Origin of the sequence: Streptomyces sp. cmx-18-6 (assembly GCF_046548915.1) — a bacterium.
Taxonomy (GTDB): domain Bacteria; phylum Actinomycetota; class Actinomycetes; order Streptomycetales; family Streptomycetaceae; genus Streptomyces.
Genome location: NZ_JAEBEP010000007.1, coordinates 189,153 through 205,607, shown reverse-complemented (window position 1 = coordinate 205,607; position 16,455 = coordinate 189,153). Strand labels below are relative to the sequence as shown.

10 protein-coding genes and 1 pseudogene are annotated in these 16,455 nt (G+C 74.8%); 4 read left to right on the top strand and 7 right to left on the bottom strand.

Annotation, left to right across the window (positions count from 1 at the left end):
- The first annotated feature begins 38 nt into the window (after positions 1–38).
- Positions 39–1,049, top strand: a complete 1,011-nt coding sequence (locus tag ACLJPL_RS18645) for a hypothetical protein (RefSeq protein WP_411081946.1) — start codon at positions 39–41, stop codon at positions 1,047–1,049.
- Here the strand turns inward: ACLJPL_RS18645 and ACLJPL_RS18640 are convergent.
- Complete coding sequence (locus ACLJPL_RS18640) at positions 1,039–2,850, bottom strand: DUF6350 family protein (protein ID WP_411082133.1); 1,812 nt, start codon at positions 2,848–2,850, stop codon at positions 1,039–1,041. The two genes, ACLJPL_RS18645 and ACLJPL_RS18640, sit on opposite strands and share 11 nt — an antisense overlap.
- 126 nt (positions 2,851–2,976) lie before the next feature.
- Between ACLJPL_RS18640 and ACLJPL_RS18635 the strand changes: the two genes are divergently transcribed.
- A complete protein-coding gene (locus ACLJPL_RS18635; protein WP_411081945.1) occupies positions 2,977–4,155 on the top strand; it encodes a helix-turn-helix domain-containing protein in 1,179 nt (392 codons plus the stop codon).
- Between the two features lie 212 nt (positions 4,156–4,367).
- On the opposite strand, the gene sucD is transcribed toward ACLJPL_RS18635, so the two are convergent.
- The 6 genes and pseudogenes from sucD to ACLJPL_RS18605 all read right to left on the bottom strand — a co-directional run bounded on the left by sucD (position 4,368) and on the right by ACLJPL_RS18605 (position 12,537).
- Positions 4,368–5,252, bottom strand: coding sequence for a succinate--CoA ligase subunit alpha (gene sucD, locus ACLJPL_RS18630; RefSeq protein WP_411081944.1), 885 nt, complete (start codon positions 5,250–5,252; stop codon positions 4,368–4,370).
- A gap of 21 nt (positions 5,253–5,273) precedes the next feature.
- Entirely contained in the window at positions 5,274–6,455 is a 1,182-nt protein-coding gene (gene sucC, locus ACLJPL_RS18625) for an ADP-forming succinate--CoA ligase subunit beta (protein WP_411081943.1), read from the bottom strand.
- A 239-nt stretch (positions 6,456–6,694) separates the two neighbouring features.
- A complete protein-coding gene (locus ACLJPL_RS18620; protein WP_411081942.1) occupies positions 6,695–8,113 on the bottom strand; it encodes a VWA domain-containing protein in 1,419 nt (472 codons plus the stop codon).
- A complete protein-coding gene (locus tag ACLJPL_RS18615) occupies positions 8,110–10,797 on the bottom strand; it encodes a DUF5682 family protein (RefSeq protein WP_411081941.1) in 2,688 nt (895 codons plus the stop codon). The genes ACLJPL_RS18620 and ACLJPL_RS18615 overlap by 4 nt, the downstream gene beginning before the upstream one ends.
- The gene (locus tag ACLJPL_RS18610) at positions 10,794–11,921 is read right to left on the bottom strand and encodes an ATP-binding protein (RefSeq protein ID WP_411081940.1); all 1,128 of its coding nucleotides are present in this window, start codon (positions 11,919–11,921) and stop codon (positions 10,794–10,796) included. Before ACLJPL_RS18610 ends, ACLJPL_RS18615 begins: the two co-directional genes overlap by 4 nt.
- A 156-nt stretch (positions 11,922–12,077) precedes the next feature.
- Positions 12,078–12,537, bottom strand: a pseudogene (locus ACLJPL_RS18605) (MmpS family transport accessory protein).
- A gap of 153 nt (positions 12,538–12,690) precedes the next feature.
- Here ACLJPL_RS18605 and ACLJPL_RS18600 point away from each other — a divergent pair.
- Complete coding sequence (locus ACLJPL_RS18600; RefSeq protein WP_411081939.1) at positions 12,691–14,214, top strand: SWIM zinc finger family protein; 1,524 nt, start codon at positions 12,691–12,693, stop codon at positions 14,212–14,214.
- A gap of 217 nt (positions 14,215–14,431) precedes the next feature.
- Positions 14,432–16,087 (top strand): DUF5691 domain-containing protein, encoded by a 1,656-nt coding sequence (locus ACLJPL_RS18595; protein WP_411081938.1) that lies wholly within the window; start codon positions 14,432–14,434, stop codon positions 16,085–16,087.
- The last annotated feature ends 368 nt before the right edge of the window (positions 16,088–16,455 follow it).

Genomic DNA, 16,455 nt, shown 5'->3' with positions numbered 1-16,455 from the left:
TCGGGCGGACATGACGAGATGGGGAAGACGTTCACCACATGCCGGACCGACGCCGTCGCACCGCCTTCCGCCTCCCCCTGCCCGCGCGGGCCGCTCTGTTGATGCGGGAAAGCCGGCCCTCTTCGCCGGACTCCTCTTCGCAGCCGGCTTCGGGTTCCCCCTCGGGTTCCTCCTCGGGGTCGCCCTCCGGGCCGTCCTCGGGATCGCCTTCGGGTTCCTCGCCCGCTCCCGACTCCTCTTCCGGCTCCTCAGCCTCCTCTTCCGGCTCCTCCGGATCCTCGTCCTCCGGATCCTCGGGCTCGTCTCCCGACCGGCCGGCCGACGACAATCCGTTCGCCGCGCCGCCGGCCGGCCGGCCCGACCAGCCCTGGCAGCCCCGCCACCCCTCCGGCACGAACGGGGAGGGCGGCGACGAGGGCTCCCAGGACGGCTCCTCCTCCGGCGGCCGCCCGTCCTGGGGCAGCCAGTGGAGCAGCCGCCAGCCCGGCCGGGGCAACGGCGGCTTCGGCAGCCGCTCCGGCGGCAACGGCTCCGGCCCGAACGGCAAGGGCGGGCCGGACGGCGGTCCGGGCGGGCTGCGGTGGGACCCCACCGACCCCACGCAGCGGCGCGCCCGCTACGCGGTGCTCGGCGGCATGTGGGCCTTCTTCTTCGCGCTCTTCGAGTTCCCGGAGATCGCGATGCTGCTGGGCGCGCTCTCCGTGTACTGGGCGATCAGCTCGCTGCGCGGCCAGCCCAAGACCCCGGCCGCGACGGACCGTACGGCGGCCGGCGTCGGTACGGGCGCGGCCCCGGGCGGCGGCGCCGCGTCGGCGGGCGGCGCCTCGCCCGCCGCGAAGGGCAACAGCCGGCCGCACACCACCGCGGCGATCGGCGGGCTGGTGACCGCTCTGCTCGCCCTGCTGATCGTGATCACGACGTTCACCGTGCAGCTCGTCTACCGCGACTACTACACGTGCGTGAACGACGCCCTGACCAAGACCGGCGCGCAGGCGTGCAACGAGCACCTGCCGAAGCAGCTGGAACCGCTCTTCGGCGTCAAGGAGTAGCCCCCGGGGCGTCGGGGCCGGAACCGGAGTCGGATTCGGCGTCCGCCCTGCCGGGGTCGTCGCTGCGCAGGGCGGCCGGGACACGGGCCGGGAAGTCGGCCATCAGTCCGCCGGAGCCCTGCTTGAGGGAGGCCCACCGGGCCTCCCTCGCCTCCTTCTCGTGCCAGGGGTCGGTGGGCAGGAAGTCGTACGGCTCGAAGCCCGCGTCGTCCGTGGCCGGCCCGCCGGCCGGGGCCGCCCGGTCGCCCGCCGCCGACGCGTCCAGGCCCGCCTGGACGGCCGCGCCCTTCGTCTCCTCGCCCGCGCCCCGCCCCGACCTGCGCCACGGGGCCCACCAGCGACGCGCTCCACCGGCGGCCGTCGCCTCCGGCTTCGGGGGTGCCTCCTGCGGCTTCGCGGCTGCCTTCTCCGGCTTCGCGCCCGGCTTCGCGGCTGCCTTCTTCGCCGTCCCCGCGCCCGGCTTCGCGAACCCCGCGCCCGGCTTCGCGGGGGCCGACGCCGCGTCAGGCCCCTGCGGTACGTCCCTGCGCCAGGCCCAGCCCGGTGCGCGCAGCCGCCACACCCGTAGGAGCAGAGCCGCCGGTACGCCGATGGCGGCCGTCCACGCCAGTGCCGCCGGGCCCGTCAGCCACCACACGGGCCCGAACGCGCTGAGCGCCCCCGTCCCCAGCGGCCCGCCCGCCATCGCCGCGAGCAGCGCCGTGACGGCTCCGCAGACCAGCGCGGCGAGACCGGTGACCAGCGCCGTCTCGCGCACGCTCCACGCCTGCGCGCGCGGGGCGTCGGCGGGGGCCGCCCTGCGTACGGTGAACCAGGCGAGCGCCAGTGCGGCCGCGACCGGCACCGCGAGGGCCGTCCAGTTCAGCGGGGCGCCCGGCCCCTGGTCCGGCACCGCCGCGAGCAGCGGGAAATCGGGGACGGCCGGGGTCCCGGCGAGACCCAGCGGGGTGGCCGTGGACCCCGTACCGAGGGCGAAACCGGGGCCGAGCCCGTACGACGCGCCCCACAGCGCGGCGTTCGGCACCAGCGACACGGCGAGCAGGAGCACCGCGATCCGCCCGGACCAGTCCCCGGCGAGCGCCAGGAACGCGTCCTGGGTCCTCGCCGCGTCCCGCCCCAGGGCCACCGCCACCAGCAGTGCGCCCCCGCCGAGCAGCACCGCCGTCCCGGCCGCCGCCGACCGGCAGACGGCCTCGGCCCGGGTACGGAAGAGGGTGCGCGCGACGGCCTCCTGGAGTACCAGGGGCGACCAGGACGGCAGCGGCCCGAGCGGGCGGCCGGCCGCCGTCCAGATCCCGGCCGCCGCCGAAGCCGCCACCACCAGGGCCACCGGGAACGCCAGCGTGTCCGGGACCGCGCGCAGCGACCCGCCCCGCGCATGGGCCGCCGCCCCCGCCACGACCAGCAGGTAGCCCGCCGTCACCGCGCAGAACGCACCGGCCTGCGAAGGGACCGGCCGCCCCTCCTCCGGCTCCGCCGCATCGCGCGCCGCCCGGTGCGCCAGCCAGACCGGGCCCGCCATCAGCAGCAGCGGAACCAGGGCGACGGGGGCGGGAGCGCCGCTGACGGTGTCGCTCCGGACGAGTTCGGCACCGTGCGCGAGCAGCCACACGCCGGCCGCCGCGCGCAACGCGCCGCCGGGTCCGCTGTCGGGGTAGGGGGAGCTGATCCACAGCACCGTCACCAGCACGGCCAGGGACCCGAGACCGAGCCCGGCGGCAACGACGCCCCGCAGAAAGGCGGAGGCGAGAGCGAGGGTCCGGTTCCGCTCGGCCGGCAACATCGGGCCGCGTTCGGTCATTTGGGTCACGCCGCCCATGCTCCCAACGACACGCGCTTATGTCGCGTAACGAGCTAACGGCCGTTGTGTCGCTCAATATACGTTTATGTACTTTATTTCCCCGTGCAGCGCTGCCGGGGGTCACCCATGACCCGGAGCACCACCGATGAGGCCACCGCACCGCCGCTGCCCTCCCCCAAGGAGCGCCGCAGACTGCGCGAGGCGAAGTCGTTGAGCGAGGAGCAGGTGGCGGCGGCCGTAGGCGTCACACGCGCCACCGTGCGCTCCTGGGAGACGGGGCGCACGAGCCCGCGCGGACGCAAGCGCGCGCTGTACGCCAAGCTCATCGCACCCGATGGGGGCCCCGCCCAGGGAACACCGGACGCGCCGAGCGTGCTGGACGCGCCCGAACCGGCTCCCGAAGCGCGGCCCGTGAGCGCGCCCCCGTCCTCGCCGCTGCCCCCGCCTCCGTCTCCGCCGCCTGTCGCGAAGCCCGTCGTCCCCGGCCTCACCCCCGCCGAGGCGTTCGACGCGCTGTACGCCCACACCGCCCCCGGCCTCGTCCGGCAGACCTTTCTGCTCACCGGCCGCCGCAGCCTGGCCCGCGAGTCCGTGGAGCGGGCCTTCCAGCAGGCATGGCACCGCTGGCCCGAGGTGGCCGTCGACCGTGACCCGGCGGGCTGGGTGCGCGCGGCGGCGTACGAGTACGCGATGTCCCCCTGGCACCGGCTGCGCCGCGCGCACCGGCACCCCGACGCCCCGCCCACCGCGCCGGGCGGCCGGGCCCTGTTCGACGCGCTGCTCGAACTGCCCCCGGCCTACCGGCGCACCCTGCTCCTGTACGACGGGGTCGGCCTGGACCTCCCGGAGACCGCGGCCGAGACGGAGGCGTCCACTCCGGCGGCGGCGGGACGGCTGGAGACCGCCCGTGCGGTCATCGCCGCGCGGCTGCCGGAGCTGGCCGCCGCGGCCTCGCCCGCCGAGCAGTCGGAGCTGCTGCACGACCGGCTGGGCGGCCTCGCCCGGGCCGAGCACGTGCCCGTGCCGCCGCCCGCCCGGACCGTGCGCACCGGCAGCGAGAACAAGGCGAGGCTCTGGACCAGGGCCGCGATCGCCTTCGCCGCCCTGCTCATCGGCGCGACCGCCCTGACCCTGCACACGGCGCCCACGCACTACGAGGAGCCGCTGTCACCCGCCGAACGGGTCGGGGGCGTACCGCCGCGCGGTGGTCCGCAGAAGCTCACCGCGCAGGACCTGAAGCTCCAGAAGTCGCTGAAGGAGCAGTTGACGCACGGCCCGGAACGGCTGGTGCCCCGCATCCCCTGAGCCCGGAACCGCTGGTGACCCACACCCCTGAGCCCGGGGAACGGCCGGTGCCCCACACCCCTGAGCCCGGGGCGTCTGCCCCGCATCCCCTGAGCCCGGGGGCGTCCGCATCGGACCGTCCGAGCCCCGGCCACGGGAACGGCGTGGGCCCGCACCCCCTGTGTGCTCAGGGGTGCGGGCCCACGCCGTTCAAGCGTGCCGGGCTGCCCGACTCAGGCGCCGAGGATCTCGCGCGCCAGCTTGGCGGTCTCGGTCGGCGTCTTGCCGACCTTCACGCCGGCGGCCTCCAGGGCCTCCTTCTTCGCCTGGGCGGTGCCGGAGGAGCCGGAGACGATGGCGCCCGCGTGGCCCATGGTCTTGCCCTCGGGGGCGGTGAAGCCCGCGACGTAACCGACGACCGGCTTCGTGACGTTCTTCGCGATGAAGTCGGCGGCACGCTCCTCGGCGTCGCCGCCGATCTCGCCGATCATCACGATGAGGTCGGTCTCCGGGTCCGCCTCGAACGCCGCGAGGGCGTCGATGTGCGTCGTGCCGATGACCGGGTCGCCACCGATGCCGACCGCGGAGGAGAAGCCGATGTCGCGGAGCTCGTACATCATCTGGTAGGTCAGCGTGCCGGACTTGGACACGAGACCGATGCGGCCGGGCTTGGTGATGTCGCCCGGGATGATGCCGGCGTTGGACTGGCCGGGGGTGATGAGACCCGGGCAGTTCGGGCCGATGATCCGGGTCTTGTTGCCCTTCTCGTTCGCGTACGCCCAGAAGGCGGCGGAGTCGTGAACGGCGATGCCCTCGGTGATGACGACCGCGAGCGGGATCTCGGCGTCGATCGCCTCGACGACGGCGGCCTTGGAGAAGGCCGGCGGCACGAAGAGGACGGAGACGTTCGCGCCCGTCTTCTCGATGGCCTCCTTGACGGAGCCGAAGACGGGGACCTCGGTGCCGTCGAAGTCGACGGACGTGCCGGCCTTGCGCGGGTTCACGCCGCCGACGATGTTGGTGCCGTCGGCCAGCATGAGCTTGGTGTGCTTCATGCCCGTGGCGCCGGTCATCCCCTGGACGATGACCTTGCTGTCCTTGGTGAGGAAGATAGCCATGGTGTTGGAGTCCCTCGTCCTTTACTTCGCAGCCGCGGCGAGCTCGGCGGCCTTGTCGGCCGCGCCGTCCATGGTGTCCACGCGCTGCACGAGCGGGTGGTTGGCGTCGGAGAGGATCTTGCGACCCAGCTCCGCGTTGTTGCCGTCGAGACGCACGACCAGCGGCTTCTCGACCTTCTCGCCCTTGGACTCGAGCAGCGCGAGCGCCTGCACGATGCCGTTGGCGACCTCGTCGCAGGCGGTGATGCCACCGAAGACGTTGACGAAGACGGACTTGACGTCCGAGTCGCCGAGGATGATCTCCAGGCCGTTCGCCATGACCTCTGCGGAGGCGCCGCCACCGATGTCGAGGAAGTTGGCGGGCTTCACGTCGCCGTGCTTCTCACCGGCGTACGCGACGACGTCCAGGGTCGACATGACCAGGCCCGCGCCGTTGCCGATGATGCCGACCTCGCCGTCGAGCTTGACGTAGTTGAGGTTCTTGGCCTTGGCGGCAGCCTCGAGCGGGTTGGCTGCGGCCTTGTCCTCGAGGGCCTCGTGGTCCGGCTGGCGGAAGTCGGCGTTCTCGTCGAGCGAGACCTTGCCGTCCAGCGCCAGGATGCGGCCGTCCTTGGTCTTCACCAGCGGGTTGACCTCGACGAGGAGCGCGTCCTCGGCGACGAAGGTGTCCCACAGCGTCACCAGGACCTCGGCGACCTTCTCGGCCACCTCGGCCGGGAACTTCGCCTGGGCCACGATCTCGCGGGCCTTGACGATGTCCACGCCGGAGTTGGAGTCGACCGGGACCTTCGCGAGGGCCTCGGGGGTCTTCTCCGCGACCTCCTCGATGTCCATGCCGCCCTGCACCGAGGCCATGGCCAGGAAGGTGCGGTTGGTGCGGTCGAGGAGGTACGAGACGTAGTACTCCGCCTCGATCTCCGGGGACAGCTCGGCGATCATCACCTTGTGGACCGTGTGGCCCTTGATGTCCATGCCGAGGATGTCGGTCGCCCGGGCGACCGCCTCGTCGGCGTCGGCGGCCAGCTTGACGCCGCCGGCCTTGCCGCGGCCGCCGACCTTCACCTGCGCCTTGACGACAGACTTGCCGCCCAGCTTCTCGGTCGCCTCGCGGGCCGCCTCAGGCGTGTCGATGACTTCACCGGCCAGCACCGGTACACCGTGCTTGGCGAAGAGGTCCCTCGCCTGGTACTCGAACAGGTCCACGCGCGTCCGTCCCTTTTAAGTGGTATCGCGGTTCGTTCTTCTGCGTGGGCGTGCCGCGATGGGCAACGTGACTGCGCTGTCACTAGGGAGGCGTACACGGTGTCCGAGTACGCGGCATGTCCATCCGGCAGGTTATCCCCGCGCCCCGTGTGACCCTAAATCGCAGATCACACCTGAGCGGTGATAACGGTCACAGAGGGTACCGAAGGCGGGTCCGGCCGGGTCGCCCCGTGACGGGTCTACGACGCGCTCTCCTGGTCCGGTATGGGCAGGGGCCGCTTCTCGATCGCGGCGGCCATGACGTCCGGGAAGAGGTCCGGCGTACAGGCGAACGCGGGTGCGCCCAGTGCGCCGAGCGCCGCCGCGTGCTCGTGGTCGTAGGCGGGGGCTCCCTCGTCGGAGAGGGCGAGCAGGGTCACGAACTGCACGCCGGACGCCTTCATCGCCGCGACCCGCTTGAGCATCTCGTCGCGGATGCCGCCCTCGTAGAGGTCGCTGATGAGGACGACGACGGTGTCCGCGGGCCGGGTGATCTGCGACTGGCAGTAGGCGAGCGCCCGGTTGATGTCCGTACCGCCGCCGAGCTGGGTGCCGAAGAGGACGTCGACCGGGTCGTCGAGCTGGTCGGTGAGGTCGACGACCGCCGTGTCGAAGACGACCAGGCGGGTCGCGAGGGTGCGCATGGAGGCGAGCACCGCGCCGAAGACCGAGGCGTAGACGACGGAGGCGGCCATGGAGCCCGACTGGTCGATGCAGAGGATGACGTCCTTCTTCACCGACTGTGACGCGCGGCCGTAGCCGATGAGGCGCTCCGGGACGACCGTGCCGGTGGCCTGCCCGCCGTCCGCTGCGGGGATGGTCAGGTAGTTCTTCAGGTTGGCGCGGATGGTGCGGTCCCAGTCGATGTCCCGGTGGCGCGGCCGGCTGATCCGCGCGGAGCGGTCCAGGGCCCCGGTGAGGGTGGCCCAGGTCCGGCTCTCCAGCCGCTTCTCCAGGTCCTCGACGACCTTGCGGACGACGGCCCGCGCGGTCTCCTTGGTCGTCTCGGGCATGGCCTTGTTGAGGGAGAGCAGGGTGCCGACGAGATGGACGTCCGCCTCGACGGCCTCCAGCATCTCGGGCTCCAGGAGCAGCGCGGAGAGGCCGAGGCGGTCGATCGCGTCGCGCTGCATGACCTGGACGACGGAGCTGGGGAAGTACGTGCGGATGTCGCCGAGCCAGCGGGCTACGGAGGGGGCCGACGCGCCGAGGCCCGCCGAACGCCCGCCGCCGTTCCGGCCGCCGGGCTTCTTCCCGCCGCCCCCGCCGTAGAGCGCGTTGAGCGCGCCGTCCATGGCGGCGTCCCGGCCGGTGAGGGTGCAGCCGGTGCTCTCCGCACTGTCCGCGCCGAGCACCATGCGCCAGCGCCGCAACCGCTCGGCGTCGCCGGGGTGCGCCCTCGCTGTCTCCCCGCCTGTCTCCCTCGCTGCCTCCCTCGCTGTCTCCGTCTGCACCGTCGCCCCCGTTCGGTCATCGTCCTGTGTGGTGTGTGGGTCTGTCGTGGCGTGTGCGGCTGTCGTGGTGTGTGGGCCTGTCACGGCCTGTGCGGCTGTCGCGGCGTGTGCGGTTTTCGTGGCGTGTGCGGTTGTCGTGGCCGTGGTCGCTCTCGTGGTGGTCATGCGGTGGCCTCCGCCGGTTCGGGTGTGCGGCCGAGGAGCAGGTGCAGCACCGGCTCCACGGCGGCGGCCCGGTCCGTGTCGAGGCCGGGTCCGAAGCCGGGGTACGCGTGTTCGGCGCGGTCGCTCCTGGCGCCCTCGGGGACGGGCCCGCGCCGGACCAGCTCGCCGAGGGTGCGCCGTACGCCCGGCTCGAAGGCCGAGAACGTACGCCGCAGGAGCGGCAGCACGTCGGTGAACGTGTCAGCGGATACGCCGGTGAGCCAGGCGTCGACCAGGGAGAGCAGCCGCTCGTCGTGGACCAGCAGCATGCCGCCGCCGGACGCTCCGCCGACGAACCCCTCGATCCAGGCGGCGGCGTCGCCGGGCGGGGTGCCGGGCGAGAGGGCCAGGCCCATCAGCCGGGCCGCCTCGTCCTCCGTGAGCCGCCCGTCGTCGAGCAGCAGCCGGGTGGCGCGGCCCCGGATGATCCCGGCGACCGTGTCCCGGCCGGCCAGCTTGCGCAGGACGGCGCACCAGCGGCCCCGCAGTCCTTCGGCGGGCGCGGCGAGTCCTTCGAGGAGCGCGGTGAGCCCCTCGGCGGGCGCGGCATCTCCCTCTGCGGGCGCGGGGAGCCCTTCGGCGGGGGCGGCCTCTCCCTCTGCGGGCGCGGCGGGTCCTTCCGCGGGCGCGGCGGGTCCTTCCGCGGGCGCGGCGGGTCCTTCCGCGGGCGCGGCGGGTCCTTCCGCGGGCGCGGTGCCGGCGGTGAGCAGCCCGATGGCGCTGTGCACCCCGTCCACCTGGCGGCGCAGCGCCTCCGCCCCGTCCGCGTCGAGGCCGGTGCAGGCCGGGGGCAGGCCGACGCAGATCCGCTCGGCGATCCCGGCCGCGACCTCGGAGAGCGCGGCCGTGTCCGTGGAGCGCACGTCGCCGTAGCGCAGGGAGCGGGCGAGGGCCGGGAGGGCGTCGGCGAGGTGGCCGACGTCCGCGTCGAGTGCGGCGCGGTCGGCGAGGGCCTTCATCACGACGGGCAGGGCCTCGGGCAGCCCGGCCAGGAGGCAGTGCTCGGCGAGTGCGGTGACCTCGAAGAGCGCGGTCGCCGCGAGGGCCCCGGACTCGGTCTTCGCGGTGGCGGCGGCCTCGACCGTGGTCCCCCACACGCCTGCCTCCGCGACCCGGACGTGCAGTTCCGGCTCCCAGCGCAGCCGCCAGCTCTCCCGGAAGGTGCCGGTGCTGCCCCGGCCCTCGGCCGGTTCGCCCCAGCCGACGCCGAGGAGGCGCAGCCGGTGCAGGAGGCGGCTGCGGGCGGCGTCGGTCTCCTTGCGCAGGTCGAGGTCGAGGTCTCGCTCCAGGGCCTCCGGCTTGAGCCGGAGGGTCCGCTGACTGCGGGTCAGGTCGCGTTGGAGCGGGACGGCGGGGGCGCTGTCGGGCACCTCGCCCAGGGTCTCGCCGACGACCAGGCGGTCCTGGACGAGCGCGAGCGGTACGTCGGAGCCCTCGCACATCACGGCGCGCACCGCGTCGGTGGTCTCGCTCAGTCCGGCCAGCGGGCGGCCCCGCATCGCCGCGAGCGTCTCGGCGAGCCGGACGGCCTCGATGACGTGGGCGGTGGAGACGAACCGGTCCTCCTCGCGCAGCAGTCCGGCGACCTTGGTCATCCACCGCTCGATCGGCCGGTCGGCCGCGCCGAAGAGGTGCCCGTACCAGCCGGGCGAGTCGATCCCGGCCCCGTAACCGCTGTGCCGGGCGAGCCGGCGGTGGGTCCACGGCACCCACGTCATCTCGGTCTTGACCTTCGGGAGCCCCTTGAGGAGGGCGCGGTCGGCGGCGAGGGTGGTCCGTGCGGCGAGCGCCGGAACGTGCCAGGCCCCGCAGACGACGGCCACGGAGTCTCCGTGCTCCTTGCGTGCGGTACGGAGCTGGATCCGCATGTACGCCTCGCGCACGGCGTCCCGGGGGTGCCCGCCGTCCCCGTACGCCTCACGCAGGGCCGTCATGGCGTCGGCGAGCGCGGCGAAGGGCGCGAGCGCGTCGGCGGTGGGTGAACCGTCCGGTGAGCGGTGCTCGACGACGTCCTCCCACCAGCGCTCGGGGTCGTCGTATCCGGCGGTCTCGGCGAGCGCCCGGATGGGGTCGACGGTGGGCGCGGCCTCCTCGGCCTCCGGGGCAGGTCCGGCCTCCTCGCCGGGCGGTTCGCCGTGGGGCTCCTTCAGCGCCAGCGAGTGGGTGGCGGGGAGGTCGATGAAGCGCACCGGGACGTCGTGGGCGAGGGCCCAGCGGATCGCCGCCCACTCGGGCGAGAACTCGGCCAGCGGCCAGAAGGCGGCCCGCCCCGGGTCGTCCACGGCATGGGCGAGCAGGGCGACGGGCGGACGCATCTGCGGGTCGGCCGCGAGCGGCAGCAGCGCGTCGCCCTCGGGCGGCCCCTCGACGAGGACGGCGGCCGGCCGGACGGCTTCGAGCGCGGCCAGGACCGCACGGGCCGAACCGGGACCGTGGTGCCGCACGCCCAGCAGCAACGGCCCGGCTACGGCGACGGACCGGGTGGTGGCGGGGCCGGTGGCGGAGGGGGCGGTGGTGGCCGCGAGGCCGGTGGTGGCCGCCGGGCTGGAAGTCAGGGGCCCGGCGGTGGTGGGGCCGGTGGTCGTAGGGCCGGTGGTGGCCGCCGGGCCGGTGGTCGCGGGGCCAGAGGGCACGGGGCCGGTCATGCGGAGACCTCGCGGCAGGCGCGGTAGAAGTCCTTCCAGCCGTCCCGCTCGCGGACCACGGTCTCCAGATACTCCTGCCAGACCACTCGGTCCGCCGCCGGATCCCGGACGACCGCGCCGAGGATGCCCGCGGCCACGTCGGCCGGGCGCAGGACGCCGTCGCCGAAGTGGGCGGCGAGTGCGAGGCCGTTGGTGACGACGGAGATCGCCTCGGCCGTGGAGAGCGTGCCCGAGGGGGACTTGAGCTTGGTGCGCCCGTCCGTGGTGACTCCGTCGCGCAGCTCCCGGAAGACGGTCACCACGCGGCGGATCTCCAGGAGTCCTTCCGGCGCGGCGGGCAGGTCCAGCGAGCGGCCGATCTGGTCGACGCGCCGGGACACGATGTCGACCTCGGCGTCGGGGGTCGCGGGCAGCGGCAGGACGACGGTGTTGAACCGGCGGCGCAGCGCGCTGGACAGCTCGTTGACGCCCCGGTCGCGGTCGTTGGCCGTGGCGATCAGGTTGAACCCGCGGACGGCCTGGACCTCCTGTCCCAGCTCGGGGACGGGGAGGGTCTTCTCCGACAGGATCGTGATGAGCGAGTCCTGCACATCGGCGGGGATGCGGGTCAGCTCCTCGACCCGGGCGGTCATGCCCTCCGACATGGCCCGCATCAGCGGGCTGGGCACCAGGGCGTCACGGCTGGGGCCGTGGGCGAGCAGCTGGGCGTAGTTCCACCCGTAGCGGACGGCTTCCTCCGGGGTGCCGGCGGTGCCCTGCACGAGCAGGGTCGAGTCGCCGCTCACGGCGGCGGCGAGGTGTTCGGACACCCAGGTCTTGGCGGTCCCGGGAACGCCGAGCAGGAGCAGCGCGCGATCGGTGGCCAGGGTGGTGACGGCCACTTCGATCAGGCGGCGCGGTCCCACGTACTTGGGTGTGATCACCGTGCCGTCCGGCAGTGTCCCGCCCTGGAGGTAGGTGGCGACGGCCCAGGGCGAGAGTCGCCAACGGGCGGGCCTCGGGCGGTCGTCGGCCGCGGCGAGCGCCTTCAGCTCGTCCGCGAACGCGTCCTCGGCGTGCGGGCGCAGAGCCTCGGCCCCGGTGGCCTCGTCGACGGCTGCGGCAGTGGTTTCGGGCACGGTCATGGATCCCCCTCCAGATCGTCGACAGATCGTCGACCTGATGTGGTTCCACCGTGCACCATGCCACTGACAATGGGTCCCGCATCCGGCCCGACCGCAGGTCAGAGCCCTTGCAGCGGCCGGGTGGGCAGGGCGGGCAGGCTGGTCGGGCGGCCGGGGTCAGATCCCGATCGGCGATTCTGCGACGCAGCCGCCTTCCGCGAGCATCCCCTCGCCCTGCCCCTCGTTGATGACCTTGCCCTTGTACGTGATGGTGCAGGTGATGTCGGTGCCGTCCGTCGACGCCGCCACCGGCATGACGGCGGACGGCATGATGCCGCGCAGCTTCACCGTCTTCTTCCACGGCAGGGTGGGCGAGGTGACGGTCTCCAGGTCGGTCGGGGTCCATGGCCTCGCCACCGCCGCCGTTGTACACGATCTCGTCGACGGCCTCCCCCGTCACTTCGTACGTGACCTCGTACTCCTGGTCCACGGCCTTGTCGACCGCCGTTTCGATCGCCGCGTCCACCGGTGAGGCCGAGCAGGCTCCGAGTCCGAACGTCAGGCCGGTGGCCGCGAGAACGCCGGCGGCGGCGCGCAGTCCGCGAGTGGCGCGTGCGGTGCGCGGGGCGTCTGTCATCTGGGTTCTCCTTTGGACCGGCCCGCGACCGGACCCGTTCCGTGCGCGGAGATCGCAGAGAATCGCAAAGGGAAGGCAAAGTCAAATTGGCCTCCGGATCATGAAACCGCAGGTCAGAGCAGATTGTCAGTGCCGCCCCCTACCGTCGTTCCCATGCTGCTATCTCACGGGGGAGAACCCTCGCCCGCCACGGAACAGGTGGCGCGCTGGACGGTGGAGCAGGTGCTGGCCCTGGCTCCTGACGACGCATCACGCAAGGCGGGGAACAAGCTGGCTTCGGCCGGGCAGTGGTCGGGGACCGGCTTCGACGGGACGGGGGCGGTCTGGGGGCTGTGCAAGGGGAGCGGGAGCAAGCCGTATCAGACGGTGGTCGACGTCACCGGCCCCGCGTACCGGTGCAGTTGCCCGAGCCGGAAGTTCCCCTGCAAGCACGCGCTGGGCCTGCTGCTGCTCCGGGCCTCCGGCGACGGGCCGCTCCAGCGGGGTGAGCCGGCCGACTGGGCGGCGCAGTGGCTCGAAGCCCGACGCGGACGGGCGGAGGCCAAGCAGGCCGCGCAACAGGCGGGCATGGAGGGGCAGTCCGCACCCGGCCCGGCCGACGCCACCGCCGCGGCCGCCGCCAGGAAGCGGGCGGAGCGCCGGGCGGAGCGCGTCACCTCGGGGGCCCAGGAGCTGGAGCAGCGCCTGACCGATCTGCTGCGGGGCGGCCTCGCCGTCGCCGACCGCGCGGGCCACAGCCTGTGGGAGGAGACCGCGGCCCGCATGGTCGACGCGCAGGCGCCCGGACTCGCGAACCGGGTGCGGGAGTTGGGCGCCATACCCGGCTCCGGTCCGGGCTGGCCGGTGCGGCTGCTGGAGGAGTGCGGCCTGCTCCATCTGCTGGGCACGGCGTGGCTGGGCCGGGAGCGGCTGCCGGATCCGCTGGCCGCGACGGTGCGCACGCGGGTGGGGCTGCCGGCGTCCGCCGAAGGCCCGCCGGTCCGCGACCACTGGCTGGTCCTCGCGCAGTACGACATCCCGGACGGGCGGCTCGTCACCCGGCGGATCTGGCTGTACGGGAGGGAGTCGGGCCGCACGGCACTGCTCCTCTCCTTCGGCGCGGCGGGCCGGTCCCCGGAGACGGCGCTGCCGGTGGGCGTCACGATCGACGCCGAGCTCACGCCGTACCCGGGCAGCGGGCTCCGGGCCGAGCTGGGCCGGCAGTTCTCCACGCCCGCACCGGGGCCGGAGCGGGAGCCGGGCACGCCGCCACCGCCGGGCGTGGTCACCGCCGCCGCTCTCGCCGCCTACGGAGCGGCCCTGCGGGACGATCCCTGGCTGGACGCCTGGCCGGTCGTCCTGCGCGACGTCATACCCGTGCCGTCGAAGGACGGCTGGCAACTGGCCGACGCGGAGGCCGGGTCCGCGCTGCCCCTCGCCCCGGCGGCGTTGTCCCGCCCGGGGCTGTGGAAGCTCGTCGCGCTCTCCGGCGGCGGGCCGGTCACGGTGTTCGGCGAGGTGGGCCACCGAGGCTTCGACCCGTTCGCGGCCTGGGACACCGGTGGCGGGGAGATGGGGAGCGGGAGCGCGGGGGCCGGAGGCACGGGAAGCGGAGGCACGGGGAGCGGAGACCCGAGGAGCAGGAGCACGGGGGCCGGGGGCGGGCCGCTCACGGGTGGGACCGTGCGGCTCATCTGACCCGCGCCGAGGGACCCGGGAGCCGCCCGATGCCGCCCCGCGCCTGTCCCCCGCTCCTCTCCGCCTCTCGCCCGCGCCTGCCACCCGCTCCGCCCCGTCGCTCACTCATCCCTGCCACTGATCTCCGCCGCCACCGACTGCTGCTGACCGCCACAGTCGGCCACCGACTGCCACCGACTGCTGCCAACTGCTGCTGACTGCCGTTGAAGGGGACCCGATGTCTCGCACGACCACCGATCCGTCCGGGCCCACGACAGCCCCCGCGCCGACCGCCGCCCACCCCCTCGCGTCCCTCCCCTGGGAGGAGCTGGTCACCTCGGCGCTCCTGGGCACCGACCGCCGCCCGCCGGTGGCTCCCGGCGGCGCGGCCCCGGCCGACGCCCCCGTGGCGCTGCTGGACGCCGCCGCGCTGCACACCGTGCGGCGGCGGGCCGGGCTGCTGCCCGCCGCGCCGGGGCCCCGGCCGGAGCCCGCGCCCCACGACCCGCGCCCGCCACTGCCCGAGGCCGCCCGGCAGCGGCTCGCCCAACTGCTCGCCGACCGGGCCGCGCCGACCGCCTCCGGGCGGCGCGGGGCGACGCCCGACCTCACCGAGCTCATCCCGCAGTGGCTGGCCATCGCCAACCTGCGGGGGTTCCGGGCCCCGGCCGCCCTGTTGCCGCCCCTGCTGGACGCCGCCCGGGCCCGCACGGACCTGCGTCCCCAGGCGCTCGCCTTCGCCGGTCCGCGCGGGCTGTGGCTGGCCGCGCTGAACCCCGAGTGGAAGTTCGCCCTGCGCGGCGCGGCGGGCGGCGCGCTCGTGCCCGACACCGCCGACCCGGACGCGGTGCGCCGGCTGTGGGAGGAGGGGCTGTTCGCCGAGCGGGTCGCGCTGCTCGACACCGTACGGGCGCAGGATCCCGCCGCCGCGCTCGCCCTGCTCGCCACCACCTGGTCCACCGAACGGGCGGAGGACCGGCTGATGTTCCTGGACTCCCTGCGGACCGGGCTCGGCGGCGGTGACGAGGAGTTCCTGGAGCAGGCGCTGTCCGACCGCAGCCGCAACGTCCGCGCCACGGCCGCCGAGCTCCTCTCCGCCCTCCCCGCGTCGGCCCTCGCCGGGCGGATGGCGGCCCGCGCTACGTCATGCGTCAATCCCGACCGTACGGGGGGTGGCGCATCCATCGCCGTGGAGGCGCCGCACGAGTGCGACGCCGGGATGCAGCGCGACGGGGTGGCGGCCGTGCCGCCGACCGGCCGGGGCGAGCGGTCCTGGTGGCTCGGGCAGTTGGTGGAGGCGACGCCGCTCGGGGTCTGGCAGGAACAGTTCGGCGGGCGCCCGGCCGAGGACATCGTGGCGCTGCCGGTCGCCGACGACTGGGCGGGCGAGCTGCACGCCGCCTGGTGCCGGGCCGCGGTGCGCCAACGCGACCCGCGATGGGCGCGGGCCCTGCTGGGCATACCGGCCGCGCCTCCGGCGAGCAGCCCCGGGACGGCGTCGATCGCCGAGCGGTCCAAGCTCCTGGCGGTCCTGCCCGAGGCCGAACGGGCCGAGTGGGTGGCCGGGTTCATCGCGGCGCACGGGCTGTCCGAGGCGTTCCAGCTGCTCGGGGTCTGCGCGGTGCCCTGGGCCGGTCCGCTCGGGCGCGCCGTGGTCGACGCGCTCGACATCGCGCGGGACGGCGGGAGTTACCCGTGGAGCTTCAGCGGGGTGATGGGCCTGGCCGAACGCTGCCTGGACCCCGCCGAGGCCGACCGCCTGGAGGTCCTCACGGCCACCCCCGACGAGCAGGAGGGGGCGTCGCCGGGGGCGGGCGGCTACTGGTCGGAGGCGTTCCAGCGCCTGGTCTCCACGCTGCGGCTGCGCGCCGCCATGGAGGCGGAGCTGGCCTGACGCCCGCCGCCAGAACCTGGCGCGCCCTTCCGGCCGTGCCCCGCCACCAGAACCCGGCGCGCGTCCCCGGCCGTGCCCCGCCACCAGAACCCGGCGCGCGTCTCCGGCCGTGCCCCGCCGACCAGAACCCGGCGCACCCCTCCGGCCGTGCCCCGCCACCAGAACCCCGGGCGCGCCTCCGGTCGTTGCCCCGGCCTCGGACCCGGACCCGGCCGCGCCTCACCCCGGACCCCGGCGCGCCTCCGGCCGTCGCCCCCGCCCCGGATCCGGCCGCGCCCCGGACCTGGACCCGGCCGTTGGCTCGACCCCGGACACCGCCCCGGCCCCGGCCGCGCCGCACCTCCGGACCGGCAGCCCATCCGGCCCCG